21 protein-coding genes are annotated in these 18,788 nt (G+C 69.5%); 10 read left to right on the top strand and 11 right to left on the bottom strand.

Annotated elements, in window-relative coordinates; all coding sequences use genetic code 11:
• Position 1: 1 nt before the first annotated feature.
• Positions 2-1,951 (bottom strand): ABC-F family ATP-binding cassette domain-containing protein, encoded by a 1,950-nt coding sequence (locus BOSE125_RS14270; RefSeq protein ID WP_236558027.1) that lies wholly within the window; start codon positions 1,949-1,951, stop codon positions 2-4.
• A 159-nt stretch (positions 1,952-2,110) separates the two neighbouring features.
• Here BOSE125_RS14270 and BOSE125_RS14265 point away from each other — a divergent pair, with 159 nt between their 5' ends.
• A complete protein-coding gene (locus BOSE125_RS14265; protein WP_159553584.1) occupies positions 2,111-2,758 on the top strand; it encodes a flavodoxin family protein in 648 nt (215 codons plus the stop codon).
• A 95-nt stretch (positions 2,759-2,853) separates the two neighbouring features.
• Here BOSE125_RS14265 and BOSE125_RS14260 read toward each other — a convergent pair whose 3' ends face one another.
• Positions 2,854-3,609: a ZIP family metal transporter gene (locus BOSE125_RS14260; protein ID WP_159553582.1), complete on the bottom strand. Its 756-nt coding sequence runs from the start codon at positions 3,607-3,609 to the stop codon at positions 2,854-2,856.
• 211 nt (positions 3,610-3,820) lie between these two features.
• Here BOSE125_RS14260 and BOSE125_RS14255 point away from each other — a divergent pair, with 211 nt between their 5' ends.
• Both BOSE125_RS14255 and BOSE125_RS14250 read left to right on the top strand, forming a co-directional pair.
• Positions 3,821-4,552 (top strand): AzlC family ABC transporter permease, encoded by a 732-nt coding sequence (locus BOSE125_RS14255; RefSeq protein ID WP_159553580.1) that lies wholly within the window; start codon positions 3,821-3,823, stop codon positions 4,550-4,552.
• On the top strand, positions 4,545-4,883 hold the full coding sequence (locus tag BOSE125_RS14250; RefSeq protein WP_159553578.1) for an AzlD domain-containing protein: 339 nt from the start codon (positions 4,545-4,547) through the stop codon (positions 4,881-4,883). The genes BOSE125_RS14255 and BOSE125_RS14250 overlap by 8 nt, the downstream gene beginning before the upstream one ends.
• A 62-nt stretch (positions 4,884-4,945) precedes the next feature.
• On the opposite strand, the gene BOSE125_RS14245 is transcribed toward BOSE125_RS14250, so the two are convergent.
• The 3 genes from BOSE125_RS14245 to BOSE125_RS14235 all read right to left on the bottom strand — a co-directional run bounded on the left by BOSE125_RS14245 (position 4,946) and on the right by BOSE125_RS14235 (position 6,887).
• The gene (locus tag BOSE125_RS14245; protein WP_159553576.1) at positions 4,946-5,521 is read right to left on the bottom strand and encodes a dihydrofolate reductase family protein; all 576 of its coding nucleotides are present in this window, start codon (positions 5,519-5,521) and stop codon (positions 4,946-4,948) included.
• A 37-nt stretch (positions 5,522-5,558) separates the two neighbouring features.
• On the bottom strand, positions 5,559-6,131 hold the full coding sequence (locus BOSE125_RS14240) for a dihydrofolate reductase family protein (RefSeq protein ID WP_159553574.1): 573 nt from the start codon (positions 6,129-6,131) through the stop codon (positions 5,559-5,561).
• A gap of 90 nt (positions 6,132-6,221) precedes the next feature.
• Positions 6,222-6,887: a TetR/AcrR family transcriptional regulator gene (locus BOSE125_RS14235; RefSeq protein WP_159553572.1), complete on the bottom strand. Its 666-nt coding sequence runs from the start codon at positions 6,885-6,887 to the stop codon at positions 6,222-6,224.
• A 43-nt stretch (positions 6,888-6,930) separates the two neighbouring features.
• On the opposite strand from BOSE125_RS14235, the gene BOSE125_RS14230 reads away from it, so the two are divergent.
• Complete coding sequence (locus BOSE125_RS14230; RefSeq protein WP_159553570.1) at positions 6,931-8,049, top strand: alpha/beta fold hydrolase; 1,119 nt, start codon at positions 6,931-6,933, stop codon at positions 8,047-8,049.
• Here the strand turns inward: BOSE125_RS14230 and BOSE125_RS14225 are convergent.
• On the bottom strand, positions 8,037-8,741 hold the full coding sequence (locus BOSE125_RS14225; protein ID WP_159553568.1) for a phosphoribosyltransferase: 705 nt from the start codon (positions 8,739-8,741) through the stop codon (positions 8,037-8,039). The genes BOSE125_RS14230 and BOSE125_RS14225 overlap by 13 nt on opposite strands.
• A 16-nt stretch (positions 8,742-8,757) precedes the next feature.
• On the bottom strand, positions 8,758-9,201 hold the full coding sequence (locus tag BOSE125_RS14220) for a YciI family protein (RefSeq protein ID WP_159553566.1): 444 nt from the start codon (positions 9,199-9,201) through the stop codon (positions 8,758-8,760).
• Positions 9,202-9,399: 198 nt separating this feature from the next.
• On the opposite strand from BOSE125_RS14220, the gene BOSE125_RS14215 reads away from it, so the two are divergent.
• Positions 9,400-10,110 (top strand): VOC family protein, encoded by a 711-nt coding sequence (locus tag BOSE125_RS14215; protein ID WP_159553564.1) that lies wholly within the window; start codon positions 9,400-9,402, stop codon positions 10,108-10,110.
• Here the strand turns inward: BOSE125_RS14215 and BOSE125_RS14210 are convergent.
• On the bottom strand, positions 10,107-10,826 hold the full coding sequence (locus BOSE125_RS14210) for a DUF899 family protein (protein WP_159553562.1): 720 nt from the start codon (positions 10,824-10,826) through the stop codon (positions 10,107-10,109). The genes BOSE125_RS14215 and BOSE125_RS14210 overlap by 4 nt on opposite strands.
• Positions 10,827-11,022: 196 nt before the next feature.
• On the opposite strand from BOSE125_RS14210, the gene BOSE125_RS14205 reads away from it, so the two are divergent.
• A complete protein-coding gene (locus tag BOSE125_RS14205; RefSeq protein WP_371300602.1) occupies positions 11,023-11,754 on the top strand; it encodes a GTP pyrophosphokinase family protein in 732 nt (243 codons plus the stop codon).
• A gap of 22 nt (positions 11,755-11,776) precedes the next feature.
• Here the strand turns inward: BOSE125_RS14205 and BOSE125_RS14200 are convergent, their stop codons facing one another.
• Both BOSE125_RS14200 and BOSE125_RS14195 read right to left on the bottom strand, forming a co-directional pair.
• Complete coding sequence (locus tag BOSE125_RS14200; RefSeq protein ID WP_159553560.1) at positions 11,777-13,231, bottom strand: benzaldehyde dehydrogenase; 1,455 nt, start codon at positions 13,229-13,231, stop codon at positions 11,777-11,779.
• Positions 13,232-13,787: 556 nt separating this feature from the next.
• A complete protein-coding gene (locus tag BOSE125_RS14195; protein ID WP_159553558.1) occupies positions 13,788-15,164 on the bottom strand; it encodes an NAD-dependent succinate-semialdehyde dehydrogenase in 1,377 nt (458 codons plus the stop codon).
• A 251-nt stretch (positions 15,165-15,415) separates the two neighbouring features.
• Between BOSE125_RS14195 and BOSE125_RS14190 the strand changes: the two genes are divergently transcribed.
• From BOSE125_RS14190 to BOSE125_RS14175, 4 genes are all read left to right on the top strand, one after another.
• Positions 15,416-15,664: a hypothetical protein gene (locus BOSE125_RS14190; protein ID WP_371300601.1), complete on the top strand. Its 249-nt coding sequence runs from the start codon at positions 15,416-15,418 to the stop codon at positions 15,662-15,664.
• A 193-nt stretch (positions 15,665-15,857) separates the two neighbouring features.
• Entirely contained in the window at positions 15,858-16,316 is a 459-nt protein-coding gene (locus tag BOSE125_RS14185) for a DoxX family protein (RefSeq protein ID WP_159553556.1), read from the top strand.
• Between the two features lie 74 nt (positions 16,317-16,390).
• The gene (locus BOSE125_RS14180) at positions 16,391-16,825 is read left to right on the top strand and encodes an aminoacyl-tRNA deacylase (protein WP_159555221.1); all 435 of its coding nucleotides are present in this window, start codon (positions 16,391-16,393) and stop codon (positions 16,823-16,825) included.
• A 178-nt stretch (positions 16,826-17,003) separates the two neighbouring features.
• On the top strand, positions 17,004-18,152 hold the full coding sequence (locus tag BOSE125_RS14175) for an LLM class flavin-dependent oxidoreductase (RefSeq protein WP_159553554.1): 1,149 nt from the start codon (positions 17,004-17,006) through the stop codon (positions 18,150-18,152).
• Here BOSE125_RS14175 and BOSE125_RS14170 read toward each other — a convergent pair.
• Entirely contained in the window at positions 18,141-18,785 is a 645-nt protein-coding gene (locus BOSE125_RS14170; RefSeq protein WP_159553552.1) for a GyrI-like domain-containing protein, read from the bottom strand. The two genes, BOSE125_RS14175 and BOSE125_RS14170, sit on opposite strands and share 12 nt — an antisense overlap.
• Between the last annotated feature and the right edge of the window lie 3 nt (positions 18,786-18,788).

Below are 18,788 nucleotides of genomic sequence, written 5' to 3'. Positions count from 1 at the left end.
ATCATCGTGCCGGGTCGGCCGGGGCGAGGTCCAGGGTCTGCCCCTTCCATCCGGCGCGGAGCCAGCGGTCATGGCTGGCCACGACGACGGCACCTGGGTACCCCGGGATGGACGCCTCCAGCTGCGTGGAGAGCAGCAGCGAGAAGTGGTTGGTCGGTTCGTCCAGCAGCAGCACGTCCGGCGGGTCAGTCAGCAGCACGGCCAGGTCCAGCCGACGCCGCTGCCCCACCGAGAGGTCCCGGACACGGCGGTGTTCGTCCCGCCCGGCGATCAGGCCGAAGGTTCCCAACGGCACCCGCTGCGCGGTGGCGTCACCCACCGCCTGTCGATACGACTCCGCGACGGTCGCATCCTCTGCCCTCCGCTCAGCCTCGGTGAGATGCTCTGCGTCCTGGCCCAACAGACCGATGGTGAGCCGGCCGGTGGTGGTGACCGAGCCGGCGTCGGGCGTCAGGTCTCCGGCCAGGATGCGCAGCAGCGTGGACTTTCCGGCGCCGTTGGGCCCGGTGATGAGCAACCGCGAGCGCGCGCCGAGGTGCACCGAGACGGGGGCCAACCGGCCGTCCAGGGCCACCTCGGTGGCCGCTAGGACCGGCCCCGCGTCCGACGCCGGCCGTCCGGCTCCCTGCCCACGTGCCGTGGGGAGGTGGTCACCGCTGGATTCGCCGCTGACAGCATCACTGGACGGGGCAGCTGCGGCCAGCCCACCGAAGCTCACGACGGCGGGCGGCCGGCGGACCTGGGATTCCTCCAGCCGGGCCAGCGCCGTGGCCGCCTCGTTGACGCGCCGGGAGACCACTTTGGCATTGCGGTCCGCATAGAACTTCTGGGCCATCTTGCCCTCCGTGGGAGGCGGGCGGTCAGCGTTGCCCACGGTGTGGTTGTCCTTGACCTGCTGGCGCAGCCGCTTCAGCTCGGCCTGCTCGTCCCGGTACCGACGCTCCCACCGCTCCCGCTCGCCGATCCGATGCAGCAGGTAGTCCGTGTAGCGCCCGCCGTAACGGGTGAGCCCGAAGCCGGAGCCCGTACCGCCGGCGTCCGCGGCGCCGGGAACGTCCCGGTGGAGCTGCGGGGCAGGGTCAAGATCGAGCAGGGTGGTGGCCACGTCGTCGAGGAACGCGCGGTCATGGCTGGCGATCAGCACGGGGCCGGACCAGCCGGCGAGCAGGTCCACGAGCAGCGCGGTGCCGCGGGCGTCGAGGTGGTTGGTGGGCTCGTCCAGCAGCAGGGTGTCCGGGCGGCGCAGCAGCAGCCAGGCCAGGGCGAGCCGGGACAGCTGACCACCGGAGAGGGACGAGGCCGGCCGGGTGCGCGGGATGCGTGCCAGGTCGAGTCCGTCTACGAGGCGGTCCACCTGCTGGTCCACATCCCACGCCTGGGTACGGGCGGCCTCGGCGAGGGCGCGGTCGTAGGCGGTGGCGACCTCGGAGGGGCTGGCAGTGTCGGTCGGGGCCGCGTCCGACCGCACAGCGGTGGTGCCGTGGGCACCCGGGGCGCGGGCCGGCGTCGTGCCCGGGCTGGCGCTGTCGGCGAGCGCCTCCGCGAGCCGAGCCACCTGCTCCGCGACCGCGCGGACCGGGGCCGTGGCCTCATCCAGCACCTCCTGCACGGTGAGGTCCAGGGCGAAGGGCGGCTGCTGGTGGAACAGCCCGACGCTTCCAGGGACGGTGACGCGGCCGCCGTGATCATCGTCCAGGCCGGCGATGATGCGCAGCAGGGTGGACTTGCCGGTGCCGTTCTCGCCGATGAGGCAGGCGCGTTCGCCGGAGGCCACCGTGCAGGAGACATCGGTCAGCACGCGACGGTCCGGGAAGGACTTGGAGACACCGTCGAGGGTGAGGTGGTCCACGCCGCCGAGGGCGGAGGCGACGGGGGTGAGGGCTCGGCGCCGGTCTAATGACTGACCGGAGGAGCGCAGATCAGCGGAGGGCATGGAGTGGGGATGGGTCATGAGGGAGTCCTGGTATGCACCGGCAGGGTCCCGCCGGGCGGTGCCTCGGGCGCGGGAGGGGCTGGACTCAACGCTTCATGGATTGAAGCGTAGCCGACGCGCCGTCTGGCTGTCACTGGGCACTGGCCAGGTCCCGGCGGCGGTCACCATGCTGGACCTATGACTGATTCCACTGCTGACACCGCGTCCGCCTCCACCCGGGACCTGAAGGCCCTCGCTCTGGTCTGCACGCTGACTCCGTCCCCGAAGCCTTCCAGCAGCGAGCTGATGGCCCGGCACGTGCTGGGCGAGTTGGAGAAGAACGGAGTGGCCACCTCCTCCGTCCGGGTGGTCGACCATGACGTGAAACCGGGCGTGCAGGTGGACATGGGTGGCGGGGACGAGTGGCCCGCGCTGCACCAACAGGTCCTGGACGCGGACATCCTCGTGCTCGCCACCCCCATCTGGATGGGTCACCCGTGCAGCATCGCCCAGCGGGTGATCGAGCGGCTCGACGCGGACCTGTCCGAGACCGACGAGCAGGGCCGGCCGATCATGTACGACAAGACGGCGATCGTGGCCGTGGTCGGCAACGAGGACGGCGCCCACAAGACCATCGCGGACATGACCCAGGCCCTCAGCGACATCGGATTCTCTGTTCCGGCGCAGGCCGGCACGTACTGGGTGGGCGAGGCCATGCAGACGGTGGACTACCAGGACTTGGACGAGGTCCCGGAGAACGTGGCCTCCACGACCGCCGGGGCAGCACGCAACGCGGCGCACCTGGCGCGGCTGCTGCGGGCGGATCCGTACCCGGCGGGTTCGTGACCCGGAGCCGCACGATTCGCGGCCGTTCAGCGCGAACCAGGCCACCATCACCACGGCTGCGGTGGGCAGCGTGATGGACACGGGCCCGCCGCGGCTCAGCCACCGAGCCAGCTGATGGCGGCGGCCAGGAGGAAGCCGGCAGAGGTGATCAGTCCGGTCCAGGCGTGGGTGATCTCGAAGGCCTCGGGGATCATGGTGTCGGCGATCATGGTGAGGATCGCACCGCCCGCGATGGCCGTGATGGCGGCGATCACCGCGGGCGGGGCCGCGCCGAGTAGTAGGTAGCCAGCGGCTGCGGACAGGGCGCTGATGATCGCGATGCCGCCCCAGACTCCGAACACGTAGGCAGGGCCGCGGCCGGCCTTTTTCATCCCCGCAGCGCTGGAGAGACCTTCGGGGAGGTTGGAGATGAACACGGCTGCTACGACCGCGGCGCTGACCCCATTACCGCTGAGCAGGCTGACGCCCAGGACCACGGATTCGGGTACTCCGTCCAGAAGGGCTCCGATCGCTATGGCCAGCCCGCTACCGCCCTGATCCTCGTTCGAGGGCTGTTGACGCTGGGAGCGCTTGCGGTGCCGGGCGCCGAAGTGGGCCAGGGCCAGGTTGGCGAGCATGTACACCACCGCACCGAAGGCGAAGCCGACCACGGCTGGCCACAGCCCACCAGTGTGCGCTGCTTCGTCGAACAGTTCGAAGGCCACGGCGGAAATCAACACGCCCGAACCGAACGCCATCACGGAACCCACGACCTTGGCAGGAACGTCGACGAACCAGGCGATCGCGGCGCCGATGACCAGGGCGGCCCCGGCGAACAGTCCCCACCCGGCAGCGGCCAGCGCGCTGGTCACCGGACGTCCCGCAGGTTCGCGATGACGCCAAAGTCCTTGGTCTGCTGCCCCATCAGTTCCTCCAGTCCGTGAGCCGGCAGACGCCTCCGTGTTGGCCCAGGAGCTATTACCACCAGGGCGGGCCGGGTATAACTGTTTACATGCTGTCGGATCCTTGAACCAAGATGTCACGTACCACCAGAGTGCACCGGCAACGGGGGATCATGGATCCATGACCACCCAGGCGATCGATCAACCGCGCGGCCGCCGCGCCGAGATCGCCTTCGGCATCCGGTTGTCCCTGCCGGCCGGTCTGGGCATGTTCCCGCTGGGTGTGGCCTTCGGCATCCTGGTGATCCAGTACGGGCTGCCGTGGTGGATGGCCCCCGCCCTGTCCATCGCGGTCTACGCCGGTTCGGTGGAGCTGCTGCTGGTGGGGCTGATCGCCGCGGCCACCCCGCTGGCCACGATCGCCGTGACCACCCTGCTGGTGAACTTCCGGCACGTCTTCTACGCCTTCACCTTCCCGCTGCACGTGGTGCGGAACCCGCTGGCACGGGCGTATTCCGTCTACGCGCTCACGGACGAGTCCTATGCCATCACAGCGGCCAATCCGCGCGGGTGGACGGCCCCGCGGCTGCTCGCGACCCAGCTCGCCTTCCAGTGCTATTGGGTCTTCGGCGGGCTGGCCGGGGTGCTGTTTGCCTCCGCCCTGCCCGGTCCGATCGACGGCCTCGAATTCGCCCTCGTGGCCTTGTTCATCACCCTGACCCTGGACGCCTGCCGGACACGGAATCAGGTGCCCTCCCTCGTCATGGCGCTGGCGTGCTTCGCGGCCGCCCACCTCATCCTGCCGAGCCAGTCACTGTTCGTGGCGATGATGCTGTTCGTCGTCGCCTTGGCCGTGCGGTACGCGCTCTCCCGGCAGCGCGGCCAGCCGGAGAAGGAGACCACCGTTGCCTGACCTCGGCTACGTCATCGCCGCCCTCGTGATCGCCGGCGCCATCACCGTGGCGCTGCGGGCCGTGCCCTTCGCCGTCCTCAAACCCCTGCGAGAGTCCCGGCTGGTGCTGGCCCTCGGGCTGTGGATGCCGGTGGGGATCCTGGCCATCCTGGCCGCGTCGACCTGGGTCGGCACCTTCACCGGTGACGCCGGGATCCAGTGGGCGACGGCGGCCCACGCGGCCCTCGCGGCCGCGGTCACCGTGGCGGTGCACCTGCTCTGCGGCCGGCGGACCCTGCTGAGCATCGGGCTAGGCACCCTGACCTTCGTTCTCCTCGTCAACCTACTCTGACCCCACATCCGAGTCGCAGGAATTGCCCCTGATTCCATAGCATCAGGGGCAATTTCCGCGACTCAGTTCGGAGGGGTCACGCCCGTCACCCGATGCCGCACCGCCACCGCACCGCAGGCGAAGCGGCGCTCAGCCTCGAGTTCGAGACCCAGCCGGACGCCGTCGGGAAAGACGGGGAGCCCGCCGCCGATGACGATGGGCAGCAGGACCTGGTCCACCACGTCAACGAGGCCGGCGCGCAGGGCGTGGGCGGCCAGGGTGGGTCCGCCGATCATGATCCCGCCGCCAGTGGAATCCTTCAACTCACGCACGGCGTCCGGATCGAAGGCACGCTCCAGCCGGGTCCGCCGGGTGGACACCTCGCCGAGCGTGGTGGAGTAGACCACCTTGTCCGCGTCCATCCACCGCTGGGCGAACTCCGCGTAGACGCGCGAGGCCGCGGCGAAGTCCGGGTCCGTCTCCCACACGGTCATCAGGTCATAGGTGGTCCGGCCGTAGAGGTGCAGGTCCACGCCGAGCAGCATGTCGTTGGCGTACTGGTGGACCTCCTCGTCCGGTTCGGCCCAGGAGAAGTCACCGTCCGGGTCGGCGATGTAGCCATCCAGGGATCCGATGGCGGAGTAGATCAGCTGTCCCATCTCAGGTCCTTCGCTCGTGTCGATCGTCTCAGTCGGCTCAGTCGTCCTGCTCGGAGCCGAGTCCCGCGAGCGGCGCGTAGGCCGCGTAGGTCACCCCGCCGGAGAAGACCCGGGCCTCCACCCTGTGCAGGCCCGTCCCGGGGTGTCCCTCCGGGAAGAAGGACCGGCCCCGGCCCTGCCAGTACGGATAGACGAATATCCGGTACAGATCCACCAGTCCGGCCCCGATCAGGGCGTGGCACAGGGTGATGCTGCCGGTGACGATCACGTCCTTCCCCGGCTCCTCCCGCAGGGCACGCACCGCCTCCAACGGGTCACCGGAGATGACGGTGGTGTTGGCCCAGCCGGGCTCGGTGAGGGTGGAGGAGACCACGCGCTTGTCCGCCGCGTCCAGGCTCGCGGCCATGCCGGTGGTGTCCTCGGTCTGCTGCGGCCAGTAGCCGCGGAAGTCCTCGAACGTCTGCCGCCCGAGCAGCAGCACGTCTTCCTGCTCGGTCTGCCGCATCATCTCGGCGGCCAGCTCCTCGTCCTGGTCCGAGGGATCGAACCAGGGATCGAGCATCTCGACCCGGCCGTCCAGGGTGGTGTTCTGGGTGATCACGATCCGCATGAGCCCTCCCGGTTTGGTTGGTCCTCCCACGCTAGGGGCGCAACCCTCACCGCGCGTCTCCGATCCTGCCGGATTCCCCCCCTCGCCAGATCAGTCCGTGTGGACCGCGCGGTCCACCGCGTCCCGAATCAGGGCACCAGCCTCCTCCGCCCCCAGGGCACCGGCCAGCACCCGGGTGTTCAGTCCCTCGGACAGTGACACCAATGCCAGGGCGGTGGACTGCACCCTCGCTGTCTCCGGTGCCACCTCCACCTCAGGGGCCGGTTGTCCAGCACCCCGCGCTCCCTGCGCCCCCCGCGCTCCCTGCGCCTCCCGCGTTCCTCGGGCTGCAGCAAGCAGTGTGGCCGTGACCTCTACGCGGCCCTGCATGGCCTCCACCACCACCGCGGCGATGCCCGGATGGGACACAGACTTGGCGAGATAGGTCGCCCACACCGAGGAGCCGACCCGCAATCCCTCGGTGATCGGGAGGGGGGCGCAGAGGAAGTCCGCCAACGCGTCGCGGACCAGCGCGGGCTCCCGGGGGGATGGATCCGGGCCGTGGTCCTGCTCGGCCGCGGACACCATCGCACGGCAACCGAACACCACCAGCTCGTCCTTGCTCGTGAAGTAGTGCTGCACCCGGCCGATGGACACACCAGCGGCCTCCGCCACCGCACGGAAGGACACCCCGTCGATCCCGCGTTCGTGAATGACCTGCCACAAGGCCAGGACGATCTCCCCTCGGCGTTGCTCATGGTCGACGATCTTCGGCATGACGCCACTTTACAGTACGGACGACTTGCATCACCATTGCAGTATGGACATATTGGTAAAACGCAAACGCGCACCGTCGAGCAGCGATTCCGCTCCACCCGCCCGTTCCGGCGACTCCGCCAGCAGCGCCGCCACCCCCTCAACCGCACGACGCCGGCCCCGGCACCCCGGTCGCGGGCGCCGGATCCTCCGGTGGCTGGGCACCGGCCTGCTCGTGGTCCTGGCGGGGATCGGGCTGGTCGCCACCTGGAACTTCTTTGCCGGCCCTCCCGGCGTCGGCCACTTCCGCAGTGCCGAGGGTCGCAGCGACTACCTGTCGGCCTACGAGGACTCCATGAATCGGTTGCCGGAGCCCACGGACACCCATGACCTCCACACCAGCCACGGCACGATCCGCGTCTACGAGTGGGCCACGGACCAGAACCGCGGCGAGACCCCGATCCTGCTGGTTCCCGGACGGGCCTCCGGCGTGCCCATGTGGATGGACAACCTCGAGAACCTCACCGAGGAACGCCGGGTGCTGGCCTTCGATGCCCTCGGTGACTCCGGCCTGTCCGAGCAGGCGGTCCCCTTCGCGGATTTCGCGGACCAGGCTGGCCCGGTCGACGACGTGGTGTCCGCACTCGCCCCGGAGGGCGTCCACCTGATGGGCCATTCGTTCGGCGGCGCCGTGGCCTCGGCCTATGCGCACCAGTACCCGGACCGCACCGTCACGCTCACGCTCCTGGACCCGGTCTTCACGCTGGCCAACCCCTCCCCGGAGATGCTGTGGTGGAGCGTGGTCGCCTCACTGCCGGGCCTGCCGGGGGCCTGGCGGGAGACAGCCCTGGAGCGCATCGGCGGCGCGGAGATCGACTCGGAGGAGGATCGCGACGAGCCGATGACCCGCATGATCACGGCAGCCACCGCCCACTATCAGGCAGCCCTCCCGCAGCCCTCGCCCCTGACCGAGGACGAGCTGGAACGGCTCGACATGCCGGTCTACGTGGCCCTGGCCTCACGCGACTCCCTGGCCGGTGGCCCGGGCGCGGTGGAGCGGGCAGAGTCACTGCCCGATTCCACGGTGAAGGTCTGGCCGGACACCACCCATTCGCTGCCCATGCAGGCCGCGGGTGAACTCGAACCGGAGCTGTTGAGGTTCTTCACGGATCAGGACCGCTGAAGGATCGTCACCACGTGCTCATCCTCCACGGCGGTGAAGTCCGCGTAATGCTCGCCGACCGACCGGAAGAACCGGGGCGTGGCCACCACGACCACCTCATCGGCCTCACCGCTCTCCTTGATCGCGCTGACAGTGTCCCGGGCGGCCACCGGCACGGCCAGCACCACGTGGGCGGCACCGAGGTGGCGGGCCACGGAGCAGGCCACCCGGGCCGTGGCGCCCGTGGCCATGCCGTCATCCACGATCACGGCCGAGGCGCCATGGAGGTCCAGTGGCGCCCTGCCCGCCCGGAACAACGCCCCGCGGCGCTGCAGAGTCTCCTGCTCGCACTGCTCCACCTCGGCGATCTGATCCTCCGTGACGGCGAAGTGCCGCACGATCGAGGCATCCAGCTCCCGGGCGCCCTGCTCGCCGATCGCCCCCATCGCGAGTTCTGGGTGGGCGGGCACCCCGAGCTTGCGCACCATGATGACGTCCAGGGGCGCACCCAGTTCCCGCGCGACCACCTCGGCCACCGGTACGCCGCCGCGCGGCAGGCCAAGCACCACGGTGGTTCCGAAGGAGGGCCCGACGCCGGCGCTCACCCCGGGCGCCCCGGTTCCCCCGACGCTGGGGTTCGGCATCCACCCGCGGGAGGTGAGGTGGGCGGCGAGCTGCCGGCCGGCGTCGTACCGGTCTGTGAATTCCGCCATGGGTCTCCTCAGGTGCCTACGGGTTCCCGCCTGCGGGTCGGTTCAATTCTTCGCGCCAGCCTGCCTCCTTCTGGATGTACTCATTGTCCGCGAAGTCGGCGAAGTCCTCCTCCGTCTGCACGCGCCGGACCTCCAGCTTGGACCCCGGCCCCAGTGGGCACTTGCTGGCCCAGTTCACCGCGTCCTCCCGGGTGGGGACCTCGATCATCCAGAACCCGTTGAAGAGGGCCTCGGTCTCGCCGTAGGGGGCGTCCGAGACGGTCGGCGGGTCCTGGGCGAAGTCGAGCACGAAGTTGGCCCGGTCCTCCGGATAGGCCAGCCCCTCGCCGCCCGTCATCACTCCGGCAGCCATCAGTTCCTCGTTGTAGGCGCCCATCTGGTTGAGCATCTCCTCCATCGGCATACTCTTGGAGGCCTCCACCGCGGCGTCGGTGGCCCGCATGATCAGCATGTATTTCATCGTGCTCAATCCTCTGATCCGGGCCGCATGGTGCACGTGATGATGCACTTCGGACGTGCGCGCCCGAGCCGAGGTTAAGCCCCACGCGGGCCCGGTTCCAGAGTTCGCTGCCCGGCGCCCGCCACGATACCGCGAGCTGGCCTCCGTCCTGGTGTCAGGCCCTTGCCGTGCCGACGAGCGCCTTGGTAGACCGGAGGGATGCGCCTGGAGAACCTGAACTTCGATGCCCGTGATCCGCGCCGGCTGGCGGACTTCTGGGCGGCCGCCCTGGGAGCGGAGCCCCTCACGGACAACGAGGCCGGCGTGGAGGTCCGGCTGCCTCTGGCAGGCGGCCGCTTCCTCGACCTGTGCTTCGAGCGCGTCACCGACCCCTCGCCGGCGAAGTCCCGGCTGCACGCGGACCTGACCGGTGGGAACGAACAGCGGCAACAGGATCTCGTCGAACGACTGCTCGGCCTGGGCGCCACGCACACGGACATCGGGCAGGGAGACGTCCCCTGGGTCGTCTTGGCGGACCCAGAGGGCAATTCCTTCTGCGTCATGGATGAGCGGCCGGCATACCGTGGCAGCGGCCCGATCTCCGCCCTGGCCCTGGAGAGTGCCGATCCCGAGCGGGATGCGGATTTCTGGGCGGTGGCCACTGAATGGGTTCGGGTGGAGGGTGAGGCACCGGCCTCCCTGCGCCACCCCTCCGGCACCGGCCCCGTCCTGGAGTTCCTCCGTGAATCGGGTCCGAAGCGCGGGAAGAACCGGCTCCACGTGGATGTCCGTCCCGGGCCCGACGACGGCGCCGTGACCGACCAGCTCCAGGCGGCGGGAGCGCGGCTGCTCGTCGACAACCCGGAGTGGCCGTGGTCAACGTGGGCTGACCCGTCCGGAAACGAGTTCTGCGTCCTCGACGCGTCTTAGGCGCCTGCGGATTTTCCGTACCAACCGGCCACGTCCTGGGGCTCGGGCCAGCCGTGGCACGCCTCCCCGCCCGGCCATCCCTCCGGAGACTGCTGCCAGGACTCCTGGCGGCCGTAGGGCAACACGTCCATCAGCCCGAAGACATGGGACACCGTCTCGAGGCCACGACCGTCGGTGTGCCAGGTCCGGTAGACGTCCTCGCCATCCCGCAGGAACACGTTGAAGGCGTATCCGGCATGTGGTGGGGCGCCGACGTCGGCCCCGAAAGTGCTGTTCGCCGTCGAGTACCAGCTCATCCGGTTTCCCACCCGACTGCGGTAGGCCAGGGCCTCGCCGATCGGCCCCTGCGTGACAACCACGAAGCGCGCGTCGTAGCTTTCCAGGAACTCCAGGCGGGGGAACTGTGAGGAGAAGAAGGTGCAGCCGCCGCACTGGTACTCGGCGCCGTCGTGCCACATGTGGCTGTAGACGATCAGCTGGTGCTTTCCTCCGAAGAGGTCCACGAGCCGGACCGGCCCGAAGGCCCCCTCCAACGTGTAGTCGGGCATCTTCACCATCGGCAGCTGTCGCCGCTGCGCGGCGATGGCGTCCAGTTCGCGGGTGGCGGCCTTCTCGCGGCGGCGGAGGGCGTCGAGCTCGGCCTGCCACGTCGCTTGGTCGACGACGGGCGGAGTGACCGGGGCCGAATCGTAGTGGGAGAGGTCGGTGATGGTCATGGCAATCCTTCGGGAGGGGCAGACCGGGCATGCAGGGGATCTGCGCGCGTGCCCCCACGGTAGGCCGCCCCATTCCGCCGCGTCCCCTCCAGATCTGCGGTGCTCGCCCCCGACCCTCGGCAGAACCAGCGGGTATCCAGCCGGCACCCAGCTAAGGCACGGATTCGTGACAGGCGGATCCGCGAGACTGGAGAACATGGATGACTCCCCCAAACCGTCGGCGCCCTCCACCGACCTGGAACGGCTGGGCGCCGGGACCGGGATGGACCTGAGCACCATGCCGCCGGGCCTCGCCCAGCGACTGGCCACCATCGGCGCCGACTTCCGGCAACTCAGTCTCGAGTACGAGTTCGCGTTGCGCGAGGTGGAGACGAAGATGCACATCCTGCAGGACGAGTTCCTGCACCTGCACGACTACAACCCCATCGAACACGTCTCAACCCGCCTGAAGACCCTGGACTCCCTGGTGGCCAAGGCCAATCGGCGCGAGTTGCCCATGGACCTGGACATCTGGCGGCGAGAGATCCTGGACATCGCCGGGACCCGGGTGACCTGCAGCTTCCGCCGGGACGTGTACCGCGTCTTCGACCTGTTCACCGAGCGCCAGGACGTGGAGGTGATCTCGGTGAAGGACTACATCGCCCAGCCCAAGGCCAACGGTTACTCCTCGTTGCACGCCACCGTCCGCGTGCCCGTCTACCTCTCCACCGGGGTCATCCTGATCCCGGTGGAGATCCAGTTCCGCACCATCGCCATGGACTTCTGGGCCTCACTGGACCACAAGATCAAGTACAAGTACGACGGCGAGGTGCCGGCCGACGTCGCGGATGAACTGCAGGAGGCGGCGCAGGCCGCCGACGACCTGGACCGCCGGATGGAGAACCTGCACGACCGCGTCCACGGCAGCGGCCCCACACTGTTCGTGTAGGGCCGCTGCGCCAGAGCGGGCTTTAGAACGGGTAGGGCGCGATCTCCGGGCGCATCGTCAGCCACTGGACCTCGGTGAAGGCCTCGATGTTCGCGGTGTAACCGCCGAACCGTGCCCCGTTTCCGGAGGCCTTCATCCCGCCCATCGGAGCGTTGGACTCGTCCGCCACGGTCTGCTCGTTGATGTGCACCTTGCCGGCATCCACCAGGTCGGCCAGCTTCATGGCCTGGCCCACGTCCCCGAGGATGCCCAGGGAGAGCCCGTACTCGTTGGCATTGATGATCTCGGCGGCTTCCTCGATGCTGGAGAAGGACATCACCGGGGCCACTGGCCCGAAGATCTCCTCGGTCCAGGCCGGATTCGCCGCATCCACCCCGGAGAGCACCGTGGGCGCGTAGAACAGGTTCTCGTAGGTGCCGCCGGCCTCGATGTTCGCCCCGGCATCCTTGGCACCGCGCACGATCCGGTCGATGTTGTCCCGCTGCCGCTCGTCGATGATCGGGCCCAAGGCGACCTGGCCCGTGGGGTCGCCCACGGGCAGGTTCTCGGCCTTCTCCTTGAGTGCCGCCACGTACTCCTCCCGGAGGGACTCGTGCACCAGGTGGCGTCCGCTGGTCATGCAGACCTGGCCCTGGTGCATGAACGCGCCGAACGCGCCGGCGCTGGCCGCGGCAGCCACATCGGCGCCGGGCAGCACCACGAGGGCGTTGTTCCCGCCCAGTTCCAGGTGGGCACGCTTCAGGTTGCGGCCACAGGCCTCCCCGACCTTCCGCCCGGCCGCGGTGGACCCCGTGAAGGACACCACGCGGATCTCCGGGGCCTCGGACAGGGCTGCGCCGGCATCGGCTCCTCCGGTCACCAGCTGCAGCACCCCGGCTGGCAGGCCGGCCTCCTCGAAGGCGCGCATGATCATCACGCCGCCGCTCACGGGGGTGCGCGGATCCGGCTTGAGGATCACGGCGTTGCCCAGCGCGAGCGCGGGAGCCACCGAGCGGATGGAGAGGATCAGCGGGAAGTTGAACGGGGAGATCACGCCCACCACGCCGGCCGGCACCCGGCGGGCGAAGGACCAGTGCGCCTCGTCCGAGGTGAGCACCTCACCGGCCGGGTGGTGCGGCAATCCGGCTGAGTCGAAGCACTCGTTGGCGGCCACGTGGGTCTCCATCGCGGCCTTGCCCCCGATCGCTCCGGTCTCGCGCTGGATCCAGGTGTTGAGCTCCTGGACGTGGTCCTCGAAGACCTGGCCGGCCCGGCGCAGCACGGCGGCCCGCTCCTCGGGCTTGGTGGCGGCCCAGGCCTTCTGGACCTTCGCGGCGCGGGTGGCGGCGGCGAACACGTCCTCGCCCGAGGCCATCCCGGCCCGGCCCAGGACCGTGCCCGTGGCCGGTTCGACGATGTCCACGGGATCGGCCGAACCCTCGGTCCAGCCGTCGGTGTAGATCTTGCCGTCCCAGACGGATGGATCGAGAAAACTCATGACGCTCCTGACGTTGGTGGGGATAGCTCCGAGCCTACCCATGCCGCCCGGCTCCGGCAGGGAAGAATGGCCGCATGGAGACCTCCCTGACGCTCGTCGTGGACGCCGCCAACGTGGTCGGTTCCGTCCCGGACGGCTGGTGGAGAGACCGGTTGGGCGCCACCTCCCGGCTCCGGGACCACCTCGCCATCCTGGCCCGGGACGGCCTCGAGGTGCCCGACGCCGGCCCCGGGACACCGCGGCCCCGTCCCGGGATCGTCCTGGTCGCCGAGGGCAAGGCCCGCGGCCTCGAGTCGGTGGAGGGGGTCCAGGTGATCGACGCCCCGGGCGAGGGCGACGACGAGGTGGTGGCCGTCGTCGGGCGTCTGTTCGCCGCCGACCCCGGCCACACGGTGGTGGTGGCCACCGCGGACCGGGGACTGCAGGACCGGGTCCGCGCCCTGGGGGCGGGCGTCATGTCCGCGCGCGCCGTGCGCCATCGGCGCCGGGGAGCTCGTCCGGCAGCCCCCGCGTCCGCCGCGGAGTGCCGTGGCCGTGACGTGGGTTCAGCCCGGCGTCACGACCGTGCGGTCCGGCGCAACCGGGTGTTGACGAACTCGCCCATGCCCCAGCGCCCGAGCTCGCGGCCGAAGCCGGAGCGCTTCACGCCACCGAAGGGCAGCCCGGGCAGGGTGGTGCCGTGCTCGTTGACGTAGGCCATGCCCACAGCCAGCCGATCGGCGACCTCCTGAGCCCGGCCGACGTCGTTGCCCCACACCGACCCGCTGAGGCCGAAGCCCACGTCATTGGCCAACTGGACGGCCTCCTCCTCGGAGTCGACGCCGTAGACCATGGCCACCGGGCCGAAGATCTCCTCGGAGTAGGCGTCCATCTCCGGGGTGATCCCGGTCAACACCGCCGGGCGCATGAAGGCACCGTCACCCTCGAGGGCGTCACCGCCGGTGTGCAGGGTGGCGCCCTGCTCCACGGCCCGCTTGACCTGGTCCACCACGGTGTCCCGCGCCTTCACCGAGGACAGCGGGCCCACCCGGACCCCCTTCTCCAGGGGGTCGCCGATGGTCGCCTCGGAGAAGACCGAGGTCACGGTGGCCACGAAGTCCTCGAGCTGGGAGTTCAGCACGATCATCCGCTTGGGAGAGTTGCACGCCTGCCCGGCATTGGAGAGCCGGGCCTTGGCGGCAGTGCGGGCCACCCGGCCGACGTCGGCATCCTCCAGCAGGATGAAGGCGTCCGATCCGCCGAGCTCCAACACGGCCTTCTTGAGGTTCTTCCCGGCCGTCTCCGCCACGGCGGCGCCGGCACGCTCGCTGCCCGTCAGGGACACCCCGTGGACGCGGGGGTCGGCGATCATGGTGGCGATCTGCTCGTGACCGGCGAAGACGTTGATGTACACATCCTCGGGCACCCCGGCGGCATGGAGGATCTCCTCCATGACCTGGGCGGAGGCGGCACAGATCTCGGCATGCTTCAGGATGACCGTGTTGCCCGCCATCAGGTTCGGCGCGGCGAACCGGGCCACCTGGTAGTAGGGATAGTTCCACGGCATCACGCCCACGAGCGGCCCGACCGGCTCCGTGGTGACCAGCGACTCCTCGGCACCCTGCGGGTCCAGCGCCTCCGGCTCCAGCAGGTCCGGCCCGTGCTCCGCGTACCAGCGGTAGATCTCCCCCGCGAGCTGCGCTTCGCCGATGGCCTCGCTCAGGGGCTTGCCCATCTCCGTGGCGATGAGCCGGCCCAGCTCCTCCTTGCGGTCCTCGTAGGCGTCGGCCACCCTGGTCAGGATCTCGGCACGCTCCCGGACCGCTGTCGAGCGCCAGCCGGGGAAGGCGGCGTCGGAGCGGTGCAGCACGTCCTGCACCCCGGCCTCGTCCAGTTTCGGGAACTCTCGTTCGATCGCTCCGGTGGTCGGATTCGTTGTGCTGTAAGTAGCCATACCCCCACCCTGTCGGACTGGTGGAGTGCTGCCAACCCATACCGAGCACATCCGAGCATTCCTTCGCGCTTGGCGAATCCGGCTGAGCGTCAGGCGGGTGGCTTGAGTCGGTGGGCTTCAGTGGGACGAACCGGCCCCGAACACCGCGCCGGACCACGCCGGACCGCAACCGGACCGCACCGGTCTGGAGACCTGTACGGCCGGCGTCGGGCGCTCCTACGCTGGACGGACCGCGCACCCGACTCCACCCGATGAAAGGGGTCATCATGGCCGTCTGCGACACCTGCGGCAACGACTACGACAAGGCGTTCACCATCACCATGGGCGAACGGCAGGGCACCTTCGACAGCTTCGAATGCGCCATCCACACCATGGCACCGGCATGCGCCCACTGCGGCTGCCGCATCCTCGGCCACGGCGCCGAGGTCTCCGGCACCATGTACTGCTGTGCGCACTGCGCCGAGCACTCCGGAGCCACCGAGATCACCGACCGCGCCTGAGCGGGCGCGGTCGGGGCTGACCGCGGTTGACCGGAGCTCACCGGGGATGGCCGGCGCTGACCGCGGCCGTATTCCCACTATGCGTCTTCTCACGTGCACGCCGTTTTAGTTGACGTCTCAACTATTAATCCGTCAGGGTGGATCAGTGCCGCCAACCGGCGCGCACCGATCCAATGTTGAGAGGACGCCGTCCATGACGACAGCCACCGATTCCCGCCTGCTGCCCCTGCCCACCCCGGTCCGCGACTGGGGGCTTCTCGTCACCCGCGTGGTCCTCGGCGTCGTCCTGGTGGCTCACGGCTGGCAGAAGTTCACCGAATGGGGCATCGCAGGCACCACGGCGAGCTTCCAGGAGATGGGGGTTCCCGCCCCACCGGTCTCCGCACTCATCGCCTCCATCGTGGAACTCGGCGGCGGCATCCTGCTGATCCTCGGGCTGTTCACCACCGTGGCCGGCATCCTGGCAGCTCTCACCATGCTCGGCGCCGTGCTGTTCGTGCACGCTCCACACGGGGTCTTCGTGGCAGGCAACGGCTGGGAGCTCGTGGCCGTCATCGGCCTGGCGTCCCTGGTCTTCGCGCTCGTGGGCCCGGGCCGCCTCAGCCTCGACACCGTCATCGCCGGCCGACGGACCGCTACGCTGACGCCGTGAACAACCCGCCTCACTCCAGCCAGCCAGCATCCAACCAACCTGGATCCGACCAACCTGCGGGCCTCCCGGCCATCATGGATTCCGGGCTTGAGTACACCCTGACGCAGCACGGCCCGGTCTCCTCTCTGGACGAGGCGGCTGCGGCGCGCGGGGTCGATCCGGGCCGGCTGATCAAGTCACTGGTGGTGCGCCGCGGCGAGAACGACTTCCTCTTCGTCCTCGTGCCGGGCGGCCGCAGCATCTCCTGGCCCAAGCTGCGGGCACTCTTGGGGGTGAACCGTCTGTCCATGCCCTCCGCTGCTGAGGCCCTGGAGGTCACCGGGTACCCGCGCGGTTCCATCACGCCCTTCGGCGCGACGACGGCCTGGCCGGTCATCGCCGACGTCGCACTCTCGGGGGTGCAGGTCTCCATCGGCGCGGGAGCTCCGGGCGCGGCCGTGACGGTCGACGCCGACCGGCTCGTCGCGGCGCTCGGCGCGAGGCTCGCGGACGTGACCGACCCGGAGTAGGACCCGGAGAAGCCGGCGTCTTCCCGGAACTCCCCAGCAGATGTTCACGCCGATGACACTCGGATGTCCCTTGTCTTCGCCGGGCCGGGCCACCATCGTGGATGTCACGGAGGACGGCCCCGAGATCACCGCCGTCGCGTGCCGGGCCGCAGATGGCAGACAGAAGGGTGCATGAAGCATGGACACAGAGATCGACCTCGGCTGGTTCATCCCCACGATGGGAGACACCGCGCGGATCGGGGACCCCACCGCCTCCACGCCGCCCAGTTTGGATCTCTTCACCCACATCGCGCAGACCGCAGAGGACGCCGGCTTCACCTATCTCCTCGTGCCCGTGATGCCTGAGTGCTACGAGGCGTACATCTCCTGTGCCATGGTCTCGGCGCGGACGCAGAAGATCGACATGCTCGTGGCAGCCCGGGCCGGGTTCATCGCCCCTCCCGTCATGGCCAAGATGCTGTCCACCTTCGACCAGCTCTCCGGTGGCCGGTTGCGCGTCAACCTCATCACCGGTGGCGACTCCGCCGAGATGGCCGCGGACGGACTGTTCTATGACCATGACGAGCGCTACGACGTGCTGACGGAGACGGTCGAGATCCTCAAGGACGCCTGGACCCGGGACGAGCCCTTCGACGTGGAAGGACGGTACTTCACCGCCCGCGGCGTCCACGTCCAGCCCCGGCCGGTCCAGGCACCTCATCCGCCGCTCTACCTCGGCGGGATGTCCGAGGCGGCCCGTGAGCTGTGCGCCAGCCATGCCGACGTGCACCTGTTCTGGGGGGACACCCCCGCGAACATCGCGAAGAACGTGGAGGACATGACGTCCCGTGCCGCGGAGAAGGGCCGCACCCTGGACTTCGGCATGCGCCTGCAGGTGATCGTCCGCGAGACCGAGGAACAGGCCTGGACCGCCGCCGAGGATCTGATCTCGGCGGCCAGCGCGGAGCACCGGGAATCGGTCCAGGGGCGTTGGAGTGAATCGAAGGCCAACGACCGCATGAAGGAGCTCGCCCAGGCTGACGGCCACCTGGTGGACGAGCACCTGTGGAGCGGCATCGCCACCGTGCGCCACGGCGCGGGCATCGCGATCGTCGGCACCCCGGAACAGGTGGCGGACACCATCGCCGAGTTCGTGGATGCCGGTTGCTCCAGCTTCTGCCTCTCCGGCTACCCGCACGCCGAGGAGGCCGAACGTTTCGGCCGCCTCGTCATGCCATTGCTCCGTGAGCGCTTCGCCCTGAAGGGCGCCGGTCTCAGCGGACAGGTCACCACTCCGGCATTCCAAGGCACGACGCCGGCCGCGGCCCTGGTGGGATCAGACGGCTGACCGAAGAACGGGTTGCCGCAGGAGGGTGCGCAGCTTCTCCGGTGCGGTTTTGCGGGGATCGCTGAAATAGACCTCGTGGTGGGTGCCCGTCATGCGCAGCCTGTTGTCGGGGATGAAGCCGTGGTGCATCTCCTCCAGGACCGGCGCCTCGTCGTCGAAGGAGCCCACGTGCAGGGTCTGCACGCAGAGGCCCTCCTCAAGGGTGGCCAGACGGACGTCGTCGAGACGCACCGGCGGGCCGGCGGCGGACTTGGCGCCCTTGGACCGCACCGCCTCGCTCGCCGTCTCCACCATCTCGGTGGCGATCCATTCCGGGACCAGGATCATCATGGTCCAGTCCCACCGGGACTTGTCCCTCGCCGTGGTGAAAGCGTCCATGTCCTCAGACCACCACAGACCCTCCAGTGGGGGCACCACATAGTCCCGGTCGAGTTCCCGCTTGGACGCGAACTTCAGCGTGTACGCCATCGGGTACAGGGCCTGTAAGGCCTCGGCGTAGTCCGGTGCGGTGTTGGGATCCCCGTGGCCGTCCACCATGAGGTAACGCAGCGGAAGCACCTCGACGACTCGGAAGCGGCCGCGCGTGGCCCGGTACGAGTCGAGGGTCCTCTTGAAGTCAGTCTTCTCAGTCATGCC

This window comes from Citricoccus sp. K5 (assembly GCF_902506195.1).
GTDB lineage: Bacteria > Actinomycetota > Actinomycetes > Actinomycetales > Micrococcaceae > Citricoccus.
The sequence above is the reverse complement of the archived record's forward strand: the minus strand, read 5'-3'. Positions and strand labels throughout refer to the sequence as shown.

Excerpts from the sequence above, each read along its gene's own strand:
- BOSE125_RS14175 (WP_159553554.1), top strand. The coding sequence starts at position 17,004 with ATGGACACAGAGATCGACCTCGGCTGGTTCATCCCCACGATGGGAGAC.
- BOSE125_RS14230 (WP_159553570.1), top strand. The coding sequence starts at position 6,931 with ATGGACATATTGGTAAAACGCAAACGCGCACCGTCGAGCAGCGATTCC.
- BOSE125_RS14225 (WP_159553568.1), bottom strand. The coding sequence starts at position 8,741 with ATGGCGGAATTCACAGACCGGTACGACGCCGGCCGGCAGCTCGCCGCC.
- BOSE125_RS14180 (WP_159555221.1), top strand. The coding sequence starts at position 16,391 with ATGGATTCCGGGCTTGAGTACACCCTGACGCAGCACGGCCCGGTCTCC.
- BOSE125_RS14210 (WP_159553562.1), bottom strand. The coding sequence starts at position 10,826 with ATGACCATCACCGACCTCTCCCACTACGATTCGGCCCCGGTCACTCCG.
- BOSE125_RS14170 (WP_159553552.1), bottom strand. The coding sequence starts at position 18,785 with ATGACTGAGAAGACTGACTTCAAGAGGACCCTCGACTCGTACCGGGCC.
- BOSE125_RS14190 (WP_371300601.1), top strand. The coding sequence starts at position 15,416 with ATGAAAGGGGTCATCATGGCCGTCTGCGACACCTGCGGCAACGACTAC.
- BOSE125_RS14255 (WP_159553580.1), top strand. The coding sequence starts at position 3,821 with ATGACCACCCAGGCGATCGATCAACCGCGCGGCCGCCGCGCCGAGATC.
- BOSE125_RS14195 (WP_159553558.1), bottom strand. The coding sequence starts at position 15,164 with ATGGCTACTTACAGCACAACGAATCCGACCACCGGAGCGATCGAACGA.
- BOSE125_RS14270 (WP_236558027.1), bottom strand. The coding sequence starts at position 1,951 with ATGACCCATCCCCACTCCATGCCCTCCGCTGATCTGCGCTCCTCCGGT.
- BOSE125_RS14240 (WP_159553574.1), bottom strand. The coding sequence starts at position 6,131 with ATGCGGATCGTGATCACCCAGAACACCACCCTGGACGGCCGGGTCGAG.
- BOSE125_RS14215 (WP_159553564.1), top strand. The coding sequence starts at position 9,400 with ATGCGCCTGGAGAACCTGAACTTCGATGCCCGTGATCCGCGCCGGCTG.
- BOSE125_RS14185 (WP_159553556.1), top strand. The coding sequence starts at position 15,858 with ATGACGACAGCCACCGATTCCCGCCTGCTGCCCCTGCCCACCCCGGTC.
- BOSE125_RS14200 (WP_159553560.1), bottom strand. The coding sequence starts at position 13,231 with ATGAGTTTTCTCGATCCATCCGTCTGGGACGGCAAGATCTACACCGAC.
- BOSE125_RS14205 (WP_371300602.1), top strand. The coding sequence starts at position 11,023 with ATGGATGACTCCCCCAAACCGTCGGCGCCCTCCACCGACCTGGAACGG.
- BOSE125_RS14265 (WP_159553584.1), top strand. The coding sequence starts at position 2,111 with ATGACTGATTCCACTGCTGACACCGCGTCCGCCTCCACCCGGGACCTG.
- BOSE125_RS14245 (WP_159553576.1), bottom strand. The coding sequence starts at position 5,521 with ATGGGACAGCTGATCTACTCCGCCATCGGATCCCTGGATGGCTACATC.
- BOSE125_RS14235 (WP_159553572.1), bottom strand. The coding sequence starts at position 6,887 with ATGCCGAAGATCGTCGACCATGAGCAACGCCGAGGGGAGATCGTCCTG.
- BOSE125_RS14220 (WP_159553566.1), bottom strand. The coding sequence starts at position 9,201 with ATGAAATACATGCTGATCATGCGGGCCACCGACGCCGCGGTGGAGGCC.